The organism is Faecalimicrobium dakarense (assembly GCF_000499525.1).
In the GTDB taxonomy this organism is placed as follows: domain Bacteria; phylum Bacillota; class Clostridia; order Peptostreptococcales; family Peptostreptococcaceae; genus Faecalimicrobium; species Faecalimicrobium dakarense.
This window is the reverse complement of sequence record NZ_HG529418.1, coordinates 26932-46090: the sequence shown is the minus strand read 5'-3', so window position 1 is coordinate 46090 and position 19159 is coordinate 26932. Positions and strand designations below refer to the sequence as shown.

Below are 19159 nucleotides of genomic sequence, written 5' to 3'. Positions count from 1 at the left end.
TATAGAATGTTAATATCTTTGTGAATGTAAATCTAATATTTTGTTAATAAAATTTAGACAAAAAAACTATAAACACGACATCAACACCATATCCACAGACAATTGTTTATAAAATTATCCTTTTAAATCTGATATCATTTTATCTATTTTAGTCTTAATTTCGTCATTTGATTGTATATCTTTAACAATCTTATCGTGGGCATGAATAACTGTTGTATGATCTCTTCCACCAAACTCTTCTCCTATTTTAGGTAGAGACAAGTCTGTAAGTTCTCTAGTTAAATACATAGCTATTTGTCTTGGATAAGCTATTGATCTAGTTCTCTTTTTTGAGTTGAAATCTTCCATTTTAAGGTTAAATACAGAAGATACTTTTTCTTTTATTCTATTTACTGTAATTTCTTCATTTTTTGATGTAGTTATAATATCTTTTAATGCTTCTGATGCAAGTTCAAAAGATATTGTTCTATTAGTAAGAGAAGAATATGCAATTACTCTAGTTAAGGCACCTTCTAATTCTCTTATATTAGATTTAATATTTTTAGCAATATAAGTAGTTACTTCATTTGGAACGTCAATGTTTTCCATTTGAGCTTTTTTTCTAAGTATTGCTATTCTTGTTTCGAAATCAGGAGCTTGTATGTCTGTTATAAGTCCCATCTCAAATCTTGATCTTAATCTATCTTCTAATGTAGGTATCTCTTTTGGAGGTCTATCACTAGAAATTATTATTTGCTTATTTGCTTCATGTAATGAATTAAATGTATGGAAAAATTCTTCTTGAGTTCTTTCCTTTCCAGCAATAAATTGAATATCATCTATTAATAAAATATCTACATTTCTGTATTTATTTCTAAATTCTTCATTTCGATCATCTTTTATTGAATTTATAAGCTCATTTGTAAATTTTTCAGAAGACACATAAACAACCTTAGGATCTTTTTTTTGTGTCATTATATGATGACCGATTGCATGCATTAAGTGAGTTTTACCTAGTCCAACGCCTCCGTATAAGAAAAGAGGATTGTACGCTCTAGCAGGAGATTCGGCAACTGCAACGCATGCAGCGTGAGCAAATCTATTACTGTTACCTATTACAAACGTATCAAATGTATATTTAGGATTTAAATTTGGATAGTTCTTTTTTATATTAGATGTCTTGTTTTCTTCACCTAATCCCTCAATGTCTTTTTCATTTAAAACAAATTTAATATTGTATTTTTTTAATGATAGCTGGTTTACTGAGCTTTCTATTAGATTTAAATACCTATCTTCTAGTATCCCTTTAGTAAAATCGTTAGGAACTAAAAGTATTAAATCGCTCATATATATTTTTAAAGGTACGATTTGCTTGAAAAAAGCATTAAAACTAGGAGGAGATAACTCTCCTTTTATTAATTGTAGTGTTTTGTCCCATAAAGAAACTATATCCATAATATAAACCTCCGAACAGAATAATTAACATTTTCCACAAAGTTATTAACAAAAATCGCAAAATTTCAGATAAATTTTACATAATAATAAAAGTTATGGATAACGATGTGGATAATATATTAATAACAAAAATTATTCCTTAAAAGTAAAAAGATATAAACAATATGTATATAAAGTTATAAATAGTATCAATATATAATAAATGTAGATTATAACTAAAGTATTATCTTATTAGTTATAAGTTATTCACATTTATATCCACAGCTTGTGTATAACCTTGATAAGTTAGTATATGTAATTAACATTTTCCACAAGTATATTAATAATATCAGAATAAATGCCAAACTTCAATATTTTATACTCAATTTATCCACAATATTAAGTGCTTGTTGATAAATTAGTACACAATAGTATTTCCTTATATATATAGCGAAAAATATCGACATAATACTAAGACTTATCGACAATTGTTTTAGGTCTTTATTTGTATAAAATATGCGTAAAAATAAATGAGATATTAATAGAAGAACTTTTGTTATTTCAACAGTCCAAAAACACGTTGACAACAAATATAAAAGCATTTATAATTGTATGTGTTATGTTTACTTTGAGGGTAAAGTTATTATTTTTAATAAACGGAAATAAAATCTGAAAGGCGGTGCAATAAATGAAAAGAACTTATCAGCCAAAGAAAAGACAAAGAAAGAAAGAACACGGATTTAGAAAAAGAATGAAAACTTCTAACGGAAGAAACGTGTTAAGAAGAAGAAGAGCTAAAGGAAGAAATAGATTAACTCATTAATAATTAAAAAAGGCCACTAAAAGTGGCCTTTTTGTGTAGGAATTTATATTAGAGGCTGTGTTTATGGAGGATTTAAGATGGACTTTAAAAATACAAAAGGTTTAAAAAAAGACTCTGATTTTAGGAAAGTGTATAAACACGGCAAGTCTTTTGCAAATAGATATTTAGTAATGTATATACTTGAAAATAAATCAGATTCTAGTAGGATAGGGATTTCGGTATCTAAAAAGGTTGGAAATGCGATCACTAGAAATAAACTAAGAAGAAGAATAAAAGAATGTTATAGACTAAATATTGATGAAAACGTTAAAGAAGGTTTTGATATAGTTTTTATAGCTAGAGTTTCAAGTAAGGACTCTGAATATAAAGATATAGAAAAATCTATAAAACATTTAGCTAAAAAGTCTAACATTATAGATATAAATAAATAAAAATGTTTTAACAGGAGGTTTTGAATTTGAAAAGGATAACTTTTATATTAGGCCAACTAAATAAATACTCTTCTAAATTATGTATTTATCTAGTTAGATTTTATCAAAAGTTTATATCTCCACTTAAAGGACCAACCTGCAGATTTTATCCAACGTGTTCACAATATTCATTAGAAGCCTTTAAAAAGTACGGTTTTTTTAAAGGTATGTTTTTAACAATAAAAAGAGTGTCAAAATGTCATCCATTTCATCCAGGAGGCTACGACCCTTTAAAATAAAATAGATAAGGTACTCTAGGAGGTAGAGAAATTGAACTTGATAAGTAATTTATTAGGAGACGTCCTAAGGATAATATTTGAATTTGTTCAACAATATGGTGTTGCAATAATATTATTTACAATATTTGTAAAGTTATTATTATTACCACTGACTATTAAGCAAACAAAGTCTACAAAAGCAATGCAAGATATGCAACCAAAGATGCAAGAAATACAAGAAAAGTATAAAAATAAGCCAGAGAAACAACAACAAGAAATAATGAATCTATACAAAGAATACAAAGTTAATCCATTAGCAGGATGTTTACCACTATTAATACAAATGCCAATATTAATAGCATTATTTAATGTATTAAAAAACCCTGTAGCTTATGGTGTATTTGCTAATCAAGCTGCATTTACAAATGCAGATGTAGGATTTTTATGGATACAAAGTTTAACTAAGCCAGATTATATATTAGCTGTACTTTCAGGGGCGAGTACGTTTGGAATGCAAATGTTAATGATGCCAAAGGATCAACAACAAGGTTCAATGAAAATCATGACATATGTTATGTCTGGGATGATGCTATTCTGGGGATTCTCTTTCCCAGCAGGTCTTACATTATACTGGACTGTAGGTAACTTATTTGCTATAGCTCAACACTACTTAATAATGAATCCTTTAAAAGCTAAACTGGCTAATTCTAAGGAGGAAGTAATAGATGAGAAGAAGCCTAGAAATAAAAAGTAAGAACCAAGAAGAAGCATTAAAAAAGGCATTAGAACAACTAAAAGTTAAAGTTGAAGATGTAGAAATTGAAGTTTTAGAAGCTCCAACAAAAGGGTTTTTAGGACTTATAGGTTCGAAAGAAGGTACATACAAATTTACAGTTATTGAAAGAGAAACTGATTTAGCACATGAATTTGTAAGTAACATACTTAAAAATGCAAATGTCGAAGCTAATGTTAATGTTAGCCAAGAAAATAATTTAATCAAAGTGAATATAGAAGGTAAAGATGCAGCATGTTTAATTGGTAGAAGAGGGGAAACTCTAGACTCTATACAATTTTTAACAGGACTTGCTCTTAACAAAATAAACAAGGATTCTAATATGAGAGTACTTGTAGATATCGAGAATTATAGATCTAAAAGAGAAGAATCTCTAGTAAGATATGCAAATAAAGTAGCTAGAGAAGTAGCTAAAACTAGAAAAACTAAAAGGCTAGACTATATGAATCCTTATGAAAGAAGAATAGTTCATTCTGCTCTTCAAAATGACAAGTATGTAACTACATATAGTGAAGGAACTGATCCATATAGAAGACTAGTAATAGAGTATAAAAGATAAAACTTAACCTCCTAGATAATAGGGGGTTTTATTTTTGTTATTTATTTTATATAATGTTAAGATTAAGGAAACAATTAAAAGTAACGAAGGATTAATTTAAAAATTTATATACTAAGAGGTGATAAATTTGTTTATAGATGATACTATAGCAGCAATTGCAACAGCACCAGGTGAAGGTGGTATAGGAATAATAAGAATTAGTGGGGAGAGATCTTTAGAGGTTGCTCAAGATATCTTTAAATCTATGTCGAATAAGTTAATAAAGGACTACAGACAAAGAACACTAATATACGGAAATATAGTTGATAATGATACAGTGATAGATGAAGTTTTACTAGCTTATATGAAAGGTCCAAACTCATATACAGCGGAAGATGTTATAGAAATAAACTGTCACGGTGGATTTATATCAGTTAAAAAAATATTAGAACTTATATTATCGAAAGATGTAAGATTGGCAGATGCTGGAGAATTTACAAAAAGAGCATTCTTAAATGGTAGAATAGACTTATCTCAAGCAGAAGCGATTATAGATGTAATAAAAGCAAAAACAGATACGGCTCATGAAGTTGCTCAAAGTCAATTAGAAGGTTCTTTATCTAAAAAGATTAGAGAACTAAGAGAAAATGTGACAGAAGTTTTAGCTCATTTAACTGTTTCAATAGATTTCTCTGAAGAAGATGTAGAAGAAATAACTTATAAAACACTTAAAGATAAAGCTGAAGATCTAAAAACTGAAATAAAGAAATTATATGATACTGCCGAAAGTGGTAAAATATTAAGAGACGGATTAAAAACAGTAATAGTAGGAAAACCAAATGTAGGTAAATCATCACTGCTTAACTCTATATTAGGCGAAAATAGAGCGATAGTTACAGATATAGCGGGTACTACAAGAGATGTTATAGAGGAATTTGTAAATATTAAAGGTATTCCTTTAAAAATAGTAGATACAGCAGGTATAAGAGAAACGGAAGATATAGTTGAGAAAATAGGTGTCGAAAAATCTAAAGAATCTATAAGTAGTGCCGATTTAGTTATAATGGTGCTAGATGCATCAAGAAAACTGTCTGAAGAAGATATAGAAATATTAGAAAATCTTAAGAGTAAAAAATCAATAGTCTTACTAAATAAGACAGATTTAGAGCAACAAATAGAAATAGATAAAATAAGAGAATATGTTGATAGTGAAAGTATAATAAAAATATCAGCACTAAAACATGAAGGAATAGAAGAATTACATGATAGAATAGAATCAATGGTTTACAAAGGAAGTGTGAAACATTCTTCTAATTTAATGATTACAAACTCTAGACACAAGGATGCATTATTAAAAGCATATGAATCTATAAATGATGCTATAAATGCGATAGATCAAAATATGCCATATGATTTCATAGAAGTTGACTTTAAAAATATATGGGATTACCTAGGGTATATAAACGGAGATACAGTTAGAGAAGATTTATTAGATACGATATTTGCTAACTTCTGTATAGGGAAGTAAGTGTAAAACAAAATAAATGTTTATCGTGAAACATTAATACTTAACGGAAAGGATACTAACATGATAAATTTCAATGCAGGAAAATATGATGTAGTAGTAGTAGGAGCTGGACATGCTGGATGTGAGGCTGCTCTTGCTACTGCAAGAATGGGACATAAAACATTAATTGTAACAATGTCTTTAGATTCAATTGCTCTTATGCCATGTAACCCATCAGTGGGTGGAACAGGAAAAGGTCAATTAGTAAAAGAAATAGATGCCTTAGGTGGACAAATGGGTATAAATGCAGATAAAACAATTATACAAAGTAGAATGTTAAATACTGCAAAAGGACCAGCGGTACACTCATTAAGAGCACAAGCAGATAAGTTTAAATACCATACAGAAATGAAAAAAACTATAGAAGATGAACCTAATTTAGATGTAGTTATGGATGAGGTAATTGATATAGTACATGAAGAAAATGTTGTTAAAGGTATTGTAACAAAACTTGGATGTATATATGAAGCAAAAGCAGTAATACTTGCAACAGGAGTTTACTTAAACTCTAAGATATATATGGGAGAAGTATCTTTCTATGAAGGGCCTAATGCATTAGGGTATGCTAAGCATTTAACTGAAGGATTAGTTAAGCTTGGATTAAACATGAGAAGATTCAAAACTGGTACTCCAGCAAGAATTCATAGAGATAGTATAGATTTTTCAGTTATGTCTATTCAAGAAGGAGATGAAAAAATAACTCCATTCTCATTCTTAACTGAAGATTTAAAAATGGACCAAGAGCCTTGTTATTTAACAAGAACAAACCTAGGGACTCATGAGATTATAATGAATAACTTAAATAGATCAGCAATGTATAGCGGAAAAGTAGACAGTACTGGAGCAAGATATTGTCCGTCTATAGAAGATAAAGTTGTAAGATTTAATGATAAAGAATCGCACCAAATATTTATAGAACCAGAAGGTATGGATACAAAAGAAATGTATATTCAAGGTATATCTACAAGTTTACCTTATGAAGTACAGTTACAAATGTATAAGAGTGTGGCAGGTCTTGAAAATGCAAAGATAATGAGACCAGCATATGCAATAGAATACGATTGTATAGATCCGACTCAATTAAAGATAAGTCTTGAAATCAAAGGTGTAGAAAACTTATTCAGTGCGGGTCAATTCAATGGTACTTCAGGATATGAAGAAGCAGCAGCTCAAGGGCTTATAGCTGGTATAAATGCTGCTCTTAAGATAGAAGGAAAAGAACCTTTTGTTTTAGATAGATCTGAAGCTTATATAGGTGTTTTAATAGATGACTTAGTTACAAAAGGAACTAATGAGCCATACAGAATGATGACTTCTAGATCTGAGTATAGATTATATTTAAGACAAGATAACGCAGATATGAGACTTACTCAAAGAGGTTATGATATAGGTTTAGTTAAGGAAGAAAGATATCAAAGATATTTAAACAAAAAAGCAGAAGTTGAAAAAGAATTAGAAAGATTAAAAACTGAAAGAGTAACTCCTAAAGAAGTAAATCACTTATTAACAGAAATGGGAGCATCTGAAATAAAAGTAGGTTTATCTTTATATGATTTCCTAAAGCGTCCAGAGGTAACATACGAACTAATCCAAACAATAGGAAAAGGTGCAGATGAAAGTGTTTCCGATGAAGTTAAAGAGCAATGTGTAATAATGACGAAATATGAAGGATATATAGATAAGCAATTAAAACAAATAGATCAGTTTAAAAAGCTTGAAAATAAAAGATTACCAGAAGAAATTGACTATCTATCAATAGATGGTCTTAGAATAGAAGCAAGACAAAAGCTTGATGCTATAAGACCTATATCTATAGGACAAGCGTCTCGTATATCGGGGGTTTCTCCTGCAGATATATCAGTACTTCTTATATACTTAGAGCAAATGAGAAGAACTAGAGGAGGAAAAAATGAGCAATAGAGACATATTAGCAAAAGGTCTTTGTGATTTAGGAATAGATGTTAATGATAAGATGTTAGATAATCTAAAAATATATAGAGATATGCTAGCAGATTGGAATCAACATATGAACCTTACAGGAATAGTAGAAGAAAAAGAAGTGTATATAAAACACTTTTTAGATTCTATATCTGCGGTGAAAAATGGATATATAAAGAACGGAATATCTTTAATAGATGTAGGAACTGGAGCAGGATTTCCAGGACTGCCTTTAAGAATATGTCTAGAAGATTTAGAGGTTACTTTACTGGATTCCTTAAATAAAAGAATAAATTTCTTACAAGAAGTTAGCAAAAGTGTAGGAATTGATAATATAGAATATATTCATGGTAGAGCTGAAGATTTTGGAAAATCTGAAGAGTACAGAGAAAAATATGATGTTGCTACTGCAAGAGCAGTAGCAGGTTTACCAGTCTTAATGGAGTTTTGTATACCATTTATTAAGGTTGGGGGGCACTTTGTATGTTTAAAAGGTCCAAATGCAAACTTAGAGCTAGAAGAGTCTAAAGCAGCTATGGATGCTTTAGGGGTTGAATTTATCGAAAAGATAGATGTCAAACTTCCTGAATCAGATTTAAATCATAATATTTTAGTTTTTAAAAAAGTAAAAAATACGCCAGAAAAATATCCTAGAAAAGCAGGGAAACCAAGCAAAAACCCTATAAAATAAAAATCTATTTAGGTCGAAATTAGTTATTTCCTGAGAAATAACTAATTTTCTACCAAAAAAGAAATAAAATAGAAGGATTATATAGGTATATGAAGAAATATTATATTCATATATCTAAATGCGTATTAATTTGTAGGGAACTACTTAAATTTTAATATATTTATATCTATATGAGAGAGGGATGTTATGGAAGAGAAAAGAGTTATGGAGATACCAATAGAACAAATAGTTCCAAATCCATATCAACCAAGAAAGGTATTTTCACAGTCGGCATTAGAAGAACTAAGTAATTCTATAAAGGTTTACGGGATACTTCAACCTATAACAGTTAGAATGAAAGATGATAAATATGAATTAATTGCAGGAGAAAGAAGGCTAAGAGCCGCTAAATTAGCAAAACTTGAAGCTGTTCCAGTTATTATAAATAATATGTCTGACGAATCTTCTGCAGTGTTAGCGTTATTAGAAAACTTACAAAGAGAAGACTTAAACTTCATAGAAGAAGCTATGGGTTATGAAAATTTAATAAGAGAACATGATTTTACACAACAACAATTAGCTGAAAAGCTTGGTAAAAATCAATCTACTATAGCTAATAAACTTAGAATATTAAGACTTTCAAGTGAGATAAAGATAAAGCTAGTAGAAAATAATTTAACAGAAAGACACGCTAGAGCCTTACTTAAGTTACCTAATGAAGAGCTAATGAAGGAAGTTCTAGATAAAGTAATAAAAAGCGAGCTAACTGTAAAGAAAACAGAAAAGTTGATAAAGGATATACTAGAAGACTTAGAAGCTCCTAGTGAAGCTGATAAAAAACAAAATGTAAAGGGTTCTATGGCTATAAGAATATATTTAAATACCATGAAACAAGCCTTTGATGCAATAATAGGTACAGGAATTGAAGCTAAGTATAATGAAATAGACAAGGGAGATTATATGGAAGTTGTTGTAAAGATTCCTAAAAAGTAAAAAGGTTACTGCATGCAGTAATCTTTTTTTAAAATAGACAGGGGGGGAAATCTTATGAGCAAAGTTATAGCAGTATTTAATCAAAAAGGTGGAGTTGGTAAAACAACTACAAATGTAAATTTAAGTGCAAGTATGGGGAAAATGGGGAAAAAAATATTAGTATTAGATTTAGACCCACAAGGAAATACAACTAGTGGATATGGAGTAGATAAAAATTCTGTTGAAAGTACTATTTATGAAGTAATGTTAGATAGTTTAGATATAAGAGAAGCTATAATAGGTACGGAATTTGATAACGTCGATATAGTTGCTGCTGCAACTGAGCTATCAGGAGCAGAAATAGAATTAACAACTATGAAAGATAGAGAATTTATATTAAAAAATGCATTAGAACCTATAAGAGAAGAATATGATTATATATTTATAGATTGTCCACCATCTTTAGGTATGCTTACTATAAATAGTCTTACTGCTGTAGATAGTGTTTTAATACCAATACAATGTGAGTATTATGCATTAGAAGGAGTTAGTCAACTGATGGAAACTATAAAGTTAGTAAAATCTAGATTAAATCCAAGTTTAGATATTCAGGGTGTAGTACTTAGTATGTTTGATGGGAGAGCAAACCTATCTATACAAGTTGTAGAAGAAGTAAAAAGATATTTTAAGGGAAGTGTTTATACAACGCTTATACCTAGAAATGTAAGATTAGCAGAAGCACCAAGTCATGGCAAACCAGTAATTTATTATGATTCTAAATGTAGAGGTACAGAAGCATACATGGAACTAGCAGAAGAATTTATAGATTTAGAGGAGGACATAATATAATATGGAAAAGAAACCAACTAAAAGAACAAATAGGCTAGGTAGAGGGCTTAGCGCATTAATACCTGATGCAAATGAAGAAATAGATCAAAAGGATATTGTAAATATTGAATTAAGTAAAGTATATCCAAATGAAGATCAACCAAGAAAAATATTTGATGAAGAAAAAGTCAAAGTATTATCTGAATCAATAAAGCATTATGGAGTATTACAACCGATAGTTGTTAAACCAGATGATAATGGGAAATATATGATTATTGCAGGTGAAAGAAGATATAGAGCATCTAAAATGGCTAAAAAGAGCGATATACCTGCAGTAATAAAAGATATACCAATGAGAGATATAATGGAAATAGCTCTTATAGAAAACTTACAAAGAGAAGACCTAAATTGTATAGAAGAGGCACTAGCATATAAAGGTTTAATAGAACACTATAATGTAACTCAAGAAGAAATATCAGAAGCTGTAGGAAAAAGTAGACCTCATATAACTAATACATTAAGATTATTAAATCTTAGTGAACCAGTCGCAGAGATGGTGGAAAGAGGATATTTAACAGCAGGTCATGGGAAAGCATTACTTAGAGTTATTGATTTAGATTCACAATTAAGCTTAGCTAATAAAGTTGTGGAAGAAGAACTTTCAGTTAGAGTTACAGAAAGTCTAGCTAAAAAAATATGTGAAAGTAGCACTGAAGAAGTTATAAAGAAAGAAAAAGAAAAAGACATATTTATAGTAGATGTAGAAGAAAGACTAAGAAATATATTTGGAACAAAAGTAAATATTTCAAAAGGAAAGAAAAAAGGTAAAATTGAAATAGAATACTATAATGATGATGACTTAAATAATATAGTATCTATGCTACTTGAAGAAGCATAGAGAAAGGAAACCTTATATGATTTATTTAGACAATGCAGCAACGACATACCCAAAGCCAGATAGGGTTTACAATGGAATAATGGATTGTATGAAAAATTATTGTGCAAATCCAGGAAGAGCAGGACATAAATTAGCTATGAAAGCTGCAAGGGAGATATATGATGCAAGAGAAAATATAGCTAAGTTGTTTAATATAGATAATCCAATGAGTATAGTATTTACTAATAATGCCACAGACTCTTTAAATTTGGCTATTAAAGGTGTAGTAGAAAGTGGAGATCATATAGTAACAACAAGTATGGAGCATAATTCTGTAATAAGACCTATAAAATCTTTAGAAAAACATGGAGTAGAAAATACTATAGTTAAATGTGATAAAGATGGATTCTTAAATATAGAAGATTTAAAAAGGGCAATAAAACCAAATACAAAATTAATAGTTACAACTCATGCATCAAATGTATGTGGAACAATAATAGATATTAAATCAGTTGGAGAAGTCGCTAAAGAAAATAATATATTATACTTAGTAGATGCATCTCAAACTGCGGGAGTATATGATATAAATGTAGCTGAGATGAATGTAGACATGATAGCTGCTCCGGGACATAAATGTTTATTAGGTCCTCAAGGAACAGGTATTTTATATATAAGAGACGGATTAGATGTAAATATCTTAAAAGAAGGTGGAACAGGAAGTAAGTCAGAAGAGCTATTCCAACCAGAATTATTACCAGACAAGTATGAATCAGGAACTCACAATACCCCAGGAATTGTAGGGTTAAATGAAGGTATAAAATTTATATTTGAAGAAGGTATAGAAAATATAAGATCTCATGAAGAAGAATTATGTCAGTATATGTTAGATAAGTTAGAAAGCATACCAAATCTAACTATATATGGACCTAAAGATAGTAAAAAGAGAGCTGCTGTTATATCTATAAATATAAATAATATAGATTCTGGAGAAATAACATTCTTACTTGATAGCGAATATGATATAGCCACAAGATCAGGTATACATTGTTCGCCTTTAGCTCATAGTACCCTTGGAACATTAGAGCAGGGTGCTGTTAGGTTTAGCTTAGGATATTTCAATACAAAAGAAGATATAGATAAAGCTATAGAAGCTTTACAAAATATATCGAATAACAATTAGATAAGAAAAATACAAAGCTATAATGGTATAATTTACCATTATAGCTTTATTTTATGTTAAACTATAGTGAAAAAGGGAATAATTTAAATAAAACAGACGAATAATGTAAAACTATTAAAAATAGTTAGTGTTTTTAAGATAAATATAAGTTATAATCATATTATAAGAAAATGTTTTCAAGGGGGAGCCATATGGATATTTTGAGTTTAGGAGAGAAGATAAAAAAATTAAGGAAAGAAAAAAATATGACTTTAAAAGAGTTAGCAGGAGACAGAATTACAGCAGCTCAAATAAGTCACATAGAAAGAGATAAATCACATACTAGCCAAGAGTTATTAGATTACTTAGCTCAAAGATTAGAGGTTAGTGTAGACTATCTTATAGAAACAAAAGAAATGCAGTCTAAGAAAATAACAGACAACCTAATACTTCAAAGTGAAGTTTATATTAAATACAATGAATTAGAAAAAGCAGAAAAACAAATAAATGGTATATTAGACATATGTAAAGAATACAATTTAACAGACAACTACGGAAAATGTAATTTATTATTAGGAAATATAAACTTAAAAAGAAAAAACTACTCTCTTGTAATAAATAATTTTGAAAAAGCTCTATATTTCTTTATAAAAAATAATGATAAAGAAAATATATTTAATTGTTATTTAAACATAGGAAATATATATATGATAGAAGAATTTTACAAGGGTGCTATAAGCCAATTTAATTTTGCAGAAGAAGTTCTAAATGAAATTCAACTTGAAGATAAAAATATACACAGAGATTTATATAGCAAAATGGCTTGTTCATATATAAAATTAAATGACCCAGCAAAATCATTAGAATATATAGAAAAAATAAATGATATAGAAAATCAAAAGAACTTAAAAGAAGAAGTAGATATGATTATCTTAAAAGCAAATAATCTTTTAAGTGTAGGAAGACATGAAGAATCAAAGGAATACTTTAAAAAGGCTTTAGAAATACTAGAAAAAGAAGAAAATAGAACGGGTCTAGCTAATGTATATTCATTGATATCTGATATATATAAAAATATGGGAGATAATCAAAAATCTCTAGAATACTCACATAAAGTTTATAGTATAAAACAACATGATGAGGATGAATATACTGTAAATAGTCTATTAAAAATAATAGAGGCTTATATAGAAAGTGAAGAATATGAGCTAGCTAAAAAATATTGTAAAATTGCTTTAGCATCAGCAATAAAATATAAGAATAAATTTAATGAATATAAAGTTCTAAAATACTATTCACAAATGTATAAAAAGCAAAATGAAAATGTAATGTCTATAGAGTACTTATCTAAGTGTATAAATATAATATCAGACTTAGGAAATGAGAAAATACTAGCAGATTTATATATAGACTTAGGACAATTATATACTGATATATCAAAAGAAAAAGAATTGGAATACTACCAAAAGGGAGTATCTATGTATAAGAATTTAGAAATAATATAAAAAGACTCTTAATTAAGAGTCTTTTTATATTATAGAAATTTATAAGATAAAAGACGAAGTGAATCTATATGGTTATAGAAATAATCTATAACAGATAAAATTATATCTATGATAGAATAAATTGAAATAAGTTTAAGGAGATGGGTAAAGTTATGTTTATAGAAGTAGATGCAAGAGGATTAGGTTGTCCTAAGCCAGTTATAAATACAAAAAGAGAACTAGATAAAATGGAGCAAGGAATAGTTGTCGCTACAGTTGATAACGAGATAGCTAAAGAAAATATATTAAAACTAGCAAATTCTTTAAACTGTGAGACGAGAATATTAAAAGACGAAAAAGATTTAATTACTATAGAGATAAAAAAGGGAGAAAATGTTATAATAGAAGAACCTAAAAAAGAAAAATTAGAAGATAAATGTATATTTATATCATCAGATAAAATGGGCCAAGGAAATGATGAATTAGGAGAAGTACTTATAAAAGGATACATATATACATTAACAGAAGCTAAGCCTTACCCAAAGCATATAATCTTTGTTAACTCAGGTATAAAGCTAACTGCACAAAATCCTAGTACTATAGAAAACCTTAAAATACTAGAATCAGCGGGGGTAGAAATTTTATCTTGTGGAACGTGCTTAGATTATTATAATTTAAAAGAAGACTTACAAGTTGGTTCTGTTACAAATATGTATACAATAGTGGATATAATGAATAATTCATCACAAACTATATCTATATAATTAATTTATAGGGCTACATAGTTTATATGTAGCCTTAATTTAAATATAATATAAAGTGACAATATAAGTAATTAAGAAAGAGGTAATAAAAAATGAACGAAATGTATATAGTATCATTTAACTCAACACATCATGCAATAAGAACAGATAAAATATTATCAGAAAATGAGGTTACATCGACTACACTTCCAACACCTAGAGAAATAACTGCTAGTTGTGGTATATCAATAAGATTTTTATATAACGACATAGATAGAGTGTCTAATATATTAAAAGATAATAATATAGAATATAAAGGAATATTCCATATAAAAAGATTAGAAGATGGTAAAAAAGAAGTTAAAAAAATAGACTAGAAGGAGTGAATATTTATGCCAATGGATCTTAAGGTAGGCAATGTTGTTGAGATGAAAAAACAGCATGCTTGTGGGTGTAAAGAATTTGAAATAACGAGAACAGGAATGGACATCAAAATAAGATGTATACAGTGTTCTAGAGTAATAATGCTAGATAGAGAGACTCTTGAAAAGAGAGTGAAAAAAATTATAAAATAAGGTCAAAAAAAGAATAAAGTTTGTATCGAAATGATATTTAATTTGCTATAATTAAATTAAGGAAAACATTCTCAGGGGGTGCCTTAATTATGGCTATTAAATTTGCAAGTAGGATGGATGGATTAAAAGGATCAGAGATTCGTGAGATTTTAAAACTTACGGAGAAACCAGGGGTTATATCTTTTGCTGGTGGATTACCAGCTCCAGAATTATTCCCGGTTGAGGAAATGAAGAAAGTATCAACTTTAGTTCTTGAAGAATCAGGAATGGAAGCATTGCAGTATACAACGACAGAAGGATTTCCACCTTTAAGAGAGCACATAGCCGACAGAATGAATAGCAAAAGCAAGACAAATATCACAAAAGACGATATATTAATAACTAATGGATCACAGCAAGGATTAGACTTTGCAGGAAAGGTATTTTTAGATGAAGGTGATGTAGTCTTGTGTGAAAGCCCATCATATTTGGGTGCTATAAATGCATTTAAATCTTATTGCCCTAAATTCATTGAAGTTCCAACAGATAATCAAGGTATGATTATGGAGGAACTAGAAAAGATACTCGACAAAACTGAAAATGTAAAAATGATTTATGTAATACCAGACTTTCAAAATCCTACAGGAAGAACATGGCCATTAGAAAGACGTAAAAAGTTTATAGAAGTAATAAATAAGTATGAAATACCAGTAATAGAAGATAATCCATATGGTGAACTAAGATTTGAAGGTGAAAGTCTACCATCTTTAAAGTCAATGGATAAAAAAGGATTAGTAATTTATCTAGGAAGTTTCTCAAAAGTATTTTGTCCAGGTTACAGAATAGGCTGGACATGTGCGTCACCTCAAATCCTAAGCAAATTTGTATTTGTAAAACAAGGAGCAGATCTACAAGCATCAACCATATCTCAAAGAGAAGTCAGTAAATTCATGGACATATATGATTTAGATAAACACGTAGAAAAATTAAAAACGGTATATAAAAAGCGTAGAGACTTAATGCTAAATACGATGAAAGAAGAATTCCCAGAAGGGCTAGAGTATACTCATCCAGAAGGTGGTCTATTTACATGGGTACAATTGCCTGAATATTTAGACTCTAGAGAAATTATGAAAGAGTGTGTAGAAAATAGCGTTGCATACGTACCAGGAGGATCATTCTTCCCTAATGGAGGAAAAGAAAATTGTTTTAGATTGAATTACTCTAATATGCCTGATGAAAGAATAGTAGAAGGTGTAAAAAGATTAGGAGTTGTTTTAAAGAAATATATGAAAGAGGAAGCAAAAGCTTAAATGCTAATATAAGGAGAATTACTTTATAAATACATATTTAAAATAATTAAAAGTAATAACTAGCATCTTATTAATTTGAGGTGCTAATTATTATGTTTTAAAAATTAATTTTATGAAATTATAATTTACTTATAATAAAAAAAGGTGGTCTAATGACCACCCTTTTTGGGAGATTGGGATGAAATATATTTAAGTTATGGGGCTATATAACTATAGTATTATCCAACATAATTAAATATATACGTATCAATTACAAAAAAAGCTGTAATAATATTAGAAGAGGTGTAAATTCAAATTGACATTTACATAAAGTGATGATAAAATGTGTAGGTATGAGATTTAAGTCTCATTTCTCTGCTCTACTTAGTAGAGCCGTTAAGTCCAAAGGGAGGTGAATTATAAATGAGAAATTATGAATTAGTTTTCGTAGTAAAGCCAAATGCTGATGAAGAAGCAAGAGAAGCTGTACTTAACAAAGTTAAGGAAGTTGTTGCTACTGAAGGTGAAGTTGTTAAAGTTGACGTATGGGGAACAAAGAAATTAGCTTACCCAATAGCTAAGTTTACTGAAGGTCACTACGTATTAGTTAACTTCAACGCTGGTGTAGAAGTACCTAAAGAAATAGATAGAAACTTAAAGATAAACGAAAACGTAATAAGACACATGATAGTTGTTGCTTAATAACTAGTTTTATTATGTAAAAGGCGGTGTTATTATGAACCATGTTGTATTAGTGGGTAGATTAACTAGGGATCCCGAGTTAAGATACATCGCGGGAAGTGGAACTCCTGTTGCTAACTTTGCAATAGCTGTTGATAGAGAATTTAGCGGTAAAGATGGGAAAAAAGAAACTGACTTTATAGATATACAAGTTTGGGGCAAATCTGCAGAGAATTGCGCTAATTATATAGGTAAAGGAAGTTTAGTAGCTGTACAAGGTTCTATAAGAATTGATAGCTACCAAAATCAAGCTGGAGAAACTAGAAGAGCTACAAGAGTTAATGCTAACAGAGTACAATTCTTAGATACTAAAAATAAATCTGAAAGTTCATATAAAGGGAATCATCAAGGATTCGAACCGAACTTCGAACCAAGCTTTGAACCAAAAGGACTAGATCCTCAAGGATTCCAAGCTATAGATGACGATGATATCCCATTCTAGAAAAGGAGGGAAATTTACTATGATAAACAAAAAGAGACGTAAAAAGAAAAGAGTTTGTCAATTCTGTGCTTCTAAAGACGCTAGAATAGACTACAAAAACACTCAAAGATTAACAAAATACGTAACTGAGAGAGGTAAAATATTACCAAGAAGAATCTCTGGAACTTGTGCTAAGCACCAAAGAGAGTTAACAGTTGCTATAAAGAGAGCTAGAAACATAGCACTTTTACCATATACATTAGACTAAGAAAAGGACGAGCCCTATGGCTCGTTTTTTTGTATATCGGGTTAAATCTTCTATGATTTATGATATAATGTTTATATATTAAGGAGGGGGCAACTTTGAGATTAGATAAAAGTTCAGATATAACCAAAAATGTTAAAATAATGGAATGGATGAAGACAGAATTAATACTAAGTTTAGGGGATTTATTTAATTTAATTTTCAAGGGTGTAAAGCCTTTAGACGAGGCACTTCAAGATACTTTAGCAAATATTATAATGATAACGTATCTTTTAGGAAAAAGATTGGGTATAAGTTTTACAGAGATAGATTATAAGGTAAAAGAAAAGATAAAAATAGGAATAGATGAGAACCATAGTGTAGAAAGTTGGTATGGGGATTTATCTAACCTAAAAAAACATATGGATAATAAGGAGTGATTCTAATTTGAGTAATAGAGTAAGGTTATCGCAAGCATCAATGATAGTTACGTTAGGAATAATATTATCTTTAGTAACAATGTATGTGCCAATGCTTGGTATATTAAGCTTAGTGATACCAGTGCCTTATGCAATAATAAGTACGCTAACGGATAATAAGTACTCTTTTCTATCATTAGTAGTTACATTTTTTGTACTTATGTTTGCAGTAAACCCTATTTATTCTGTAAATATATGTATATTGAAGGTTTTACCAGCAATAGCTATAGGTACTATAGCGAGGGAACACCTAAAACAAGGAGAAGTTAATAAATTTGAACCAATATATATGGGTATAATAGCAAATGTAGTTTGTGTCATTATTTTCTTCTTAATAGCAAACTCAGTGTTTGGAAGAAATATATTAGAAGACTTTATGACAGCTATAAAAGAGAGTATGACTATGCAATTTGAACTTTTCAAAGGAGCAGGTATTGACCTAGGAGAAGGAGTTAGTGTAAGCAGTATGGTAGATTTTACTAGAAATATGCTTCCAACTTTACTGTTTTTTATAGGAACAATATTATCTTTTATAACTTACTATGTTGAAGTATTCATTTTAAAAAGGGTAAGACTAGTGAATTTACCGTTACCTAAAATATCAGATTTTTATTTACCAGGAAATGCAGTAACAATATCATTTTTGATATATATGGTAGTTTTACTTGCGGACATTATAGGTATAAATATGCATACAGAGTTAATAATGCTTAACTTACAGTTTGTATTTAACTTTATGTTTATGATCCAGGGAATATCAGTCTGTATATACTTCTTTAGAAAATGGATTAGACAAGGTGCAGGAAGAATGATATTAACATATGGATTAATTTTAAGTTTATTTGGATTTATGGGAGTATCTTTCGTTGGAATGCTAGATAGTATAATTGACTTTAGAAAGGTAAGAAGCTACAAATCCACTTAGGAGGGTAGAA

Annotated in this window: 23 protein-coding genes; 22 read left to right on the top strand and 1 reads right to left on the bottom strand. The window is 29.3% G+C overall.

Annotated features, from left to right (window positions below; all coding sequences use genetic code 11):
- Positions 1 to 114: 114 nt before the first annotated feature.
- Complete coding sequence (gene dnaA / locus BN899_RS15985; protein ID WP_042277510.1) at positions 115 to 1434, bottom strand: chromosomal replication initiator protein DnaA; 1320 nt, start codon at positions 1432 to 1434, stop codon at positions 115 to 117.
- Positions 1435 to 2101: 667 nt separating this feature from the next.
- Here dnaA and rpmH point away from each other — a divergent pair.
- From rpmH to BN899_RS15875, 22 genes are all read left to right on the top strand, one after another.
- A complete protein-coding gene (gene rpmH, locus BN899_RS15980) occupies positions 2102 to 2236 on the top strand; it encodes a 50S ribosomal protein L34 (protein ID WP_042277507.1) in 135 nt (44 codons plus the stop codon).
- A gap of 77 nt (positions 2237 to 2313) precedes the next feature.
- Positions 2314 to 2667 carry a ribonuclease P protein component gene (gene rnpA / locus BN899_RS15975; protein ID WP_042277504.1) on the top strand — a complete coding sequence of 118 codons (354 nt, stop codon included), beginning with the start codon at positions 2314 to 2316 and terminating at the stop codon, positions 2665 to 2667.
- A gap of 35 nt (positions 2668 to 2702) precedes the next feature.
- Positions 2703 to 2945 (top strand): membrane protein insertion efficiency factor YidD, encoded by a 243-nt coding sequence (yidD, locus tag BN899_RS15970; protein ID WP_330362587.1) that lies wholly within the window; start codon positions 2703 to 2705, stop codon positions 2943 to 2945.
- A gap of 31 nt (positions 2946 to 2976) precedes the next feature.
- Positions 2977 to 3678 (top strand): YidC/Oxa1 family membrane protein insertase, encoded by a 702-nt coding sequence (locus BN899_RS15965; protein WP_042277498.1) that lies wholly within the window; start codon positions 2977 to 2979, stop codon positions 3676 to 3678.
- A complete protein-coding gene (gene jag / locus BN899_RS15960) occupies positions 3650 to 4276 on the top strand; it encodes an RNA-binding cell elongation regulator Jag/EloR (protein WP_042277497.1) in 627 nt (208 codons plus the stop codon). Before BN899_RS15965 ends, jag begins: the two co-directional genes overlap by 29 nt.
- Positions 4277 to 4403: 127 nt before the next feature.
- Entirely contained in the window at positions 4404 to 5783 is a 1380-nt protein-coding gene (gene mnmE, locus BN899_RS15955; protein ID WP_042277494.1) for a tRNA uridine-5-carboxymethylaminomethyl(34) synthesis GTPase MnmE, read from the top strand.
- A 60-nt stretch (positions 5784 to 5843) separates the two neighbouring features.
- Complete coding sequence (gene mnmG, locus BN899_RS15950) at positions 5844 to 7742, top strand: tRNA uridine-5-carboxymethylaminomethyl(34) synthesis enzyme MnmG (protein ID WP_042277492.1); 1899 nt, start codon at positions 5844 to 5846, stop codon at positions 7740 to 7742.
- Complete coding sequence (gene rsmG, locus BN899_RS15945; RefSeq protein WP_042277490.1) at positions 7732 to 8451, top strand: 16S rRNA (guanine(527)-N(7))-methyltransferase RsmG; 720 nt, start codon at positions 7732 to 7734, stop codon at positions 8449 to 8451. The genes mnmG and rsmG overlap by 11 nt, the downstream gene beginning before the upstream one ends.
- Before the next feature lie 186 nt (positions 8452 to 8637).
- The gene (noc, locus tag BN899_RS15940) at positions 8638 to 9423 is read left to right on the top strand and encodes a nucleoid occlusion protein (RefSeq protein WP_042277485.1); all 786 of its coding nucleotides are present in this window, start codon (positions 8638 to 8640) and stop codon (positions 9421 to 9423) included.
- A gap of 54 nt (positions 9424 to 9477) precedes the next feature.
- Positions 9478 to 10251: a ParA family protein gene (locus BN899_RS15935; RefSeq protein ID WP_042277482.1), complete on the top strand. Its 774-nt coding sequence runs from the start codon at positions 9478 to 9480 to the stop codon at positions 10249 to 10251.
- A gap of 1 nt (position 10252) precedes the next feature.
- Positions 10253 to 11128: a ParB/RepB/Spo0J family partition protein gene (locus BN899_RS15930; protein ID WP_042277479.1), complete on the top strand. Its 876-nt coding sequence runs from the start codon at positions 10253 to 10255 to the stop codon at positions 11126 to 11128.
- A gap of 16 nt (positions 11129 to 11144) precedes the next feature.
- Positions 11145 to 12287: an aminotransferase class V-fold PLP-dependent enzyme gene (locus BN899_RS15925; RefSeq protein WP_042277477.1), complete on the top strand. Its 1143-nt coding sequence runs from the start codon at positions 11145 to 11147 to the stop codon at positions 12285 to 12287.
- Positions 12288 to 12478: 191 nt separating this feature from the next.
- Entirely contained in the window at positions 12479 to 13771 is a 1293-nt protein-coding gene (locus tag BN899_RS15920) for a helix-turn-helix domain-containing protein (RefSeq protein ID WP_042277476.1), read from the top strand.
- Between the two features lie 152 nt (positions 13772 to 13923).
- Positions 13924 to 14514, top strand: a complete 591-nt coding sequence (yedF, locus tag BN899_RS15915) for a sulfurtransferase-like selenium metabolism protein YedF (RefSeq protein ID WP_042277474.1) — start codon at positions 13924 to 13926, stop codon at positions 14512 to 14514.
- 92 nt (positions 14515 to 14606) lie between these two features.
- Positions 14607 to 14870, top strand: a complete 264-nt coding sequence (locus tag BN899_RS15910; protein ID WP_042277472.1) for a DUF3343 domain-containing protein — start codon at positions 14607 to 14609, stop codon at positions 14868 to 14870.
- A 15-nt stretch (positions 14871 to 14885) separates the two neighbouring features.
- Complete coding sequence (locus tag BN899_RS15905) at positions 14886 to 15068, top strand: DUF951 domain-containing protein (RefSeq protein ID WP_042277469.1); 183 nt, start codon at positions 14886 to 14888, stop codon at positions 15066 to 15068.
- A gap of 89 nt (positions 15069 to 15157) precedes the next feature.
- Positions 15158 to 16360: an aminotransferase-like domain-containing protein gene (locus tag BN899_RS15900; RefSeq protein ID WP_042277467.1), complete on the top strand. Its 1203-nt coding sequence runs from the start codon at positions 15158 to 15160 to the stop codon at positions 16358 to 16360.
- Positions 16361 to 16762: 402 nt separating this feature from the next.
- A complete protein-coding gene (gene rpsF, locus BN899_RS15895; protein ID WP_042277465.1) occupies positions 16763 to 17041 on the top strand; it encodes a 30S ribosomal protein S6 in 279 nt (92 codons plus the stop codon).
- A 34-nt stretch (positions 17042 to 17075) separates the two neighbouring features.
- Entirely contained in the window at positions 17076 to 17522 is a 447-nt protein-coding gene (locus tag BN899_RS15890) for a single-stranded DNA-binding protein (protein WP_042277462.1), read from the top strand.
- A gap of 19 nt (positions 17523 to 17541) precedes the next feature.
- Entirely contained in the window at positions 17542 to 17769 is a 228-nt protein-coding gene (rpsR, locus tag BN899_RS15885; protein WP_042277459.1) for a 30S ribosomal protein S18, read from the top strand.
- A 95-nt stretch (positions 17770 to 17864) separates the two neighbouring features.
- Complete coding sequence (locus BN899_RS15880) at positions 17865 to 18185, top strand: MazG-like family protein (protein ID WP_081712297.1); 321 nt, start codon at positions 17865 to 17867, stop codon at positions 18183 to 18185.
- 7 nt (positions 18186 to 18192) lie between these two features.
- A complete protein-coding gene (locus BN899_RS15875) occupies positions 18193 to 19149 on the top strand; it encodes a YybS family protein (protein WP_042277456.1) in 957 nt (318 codons plus the stop codon).
- The last annotated feature ends 10 nt before the right edge of the window (positions 19150 to 19159 follow it).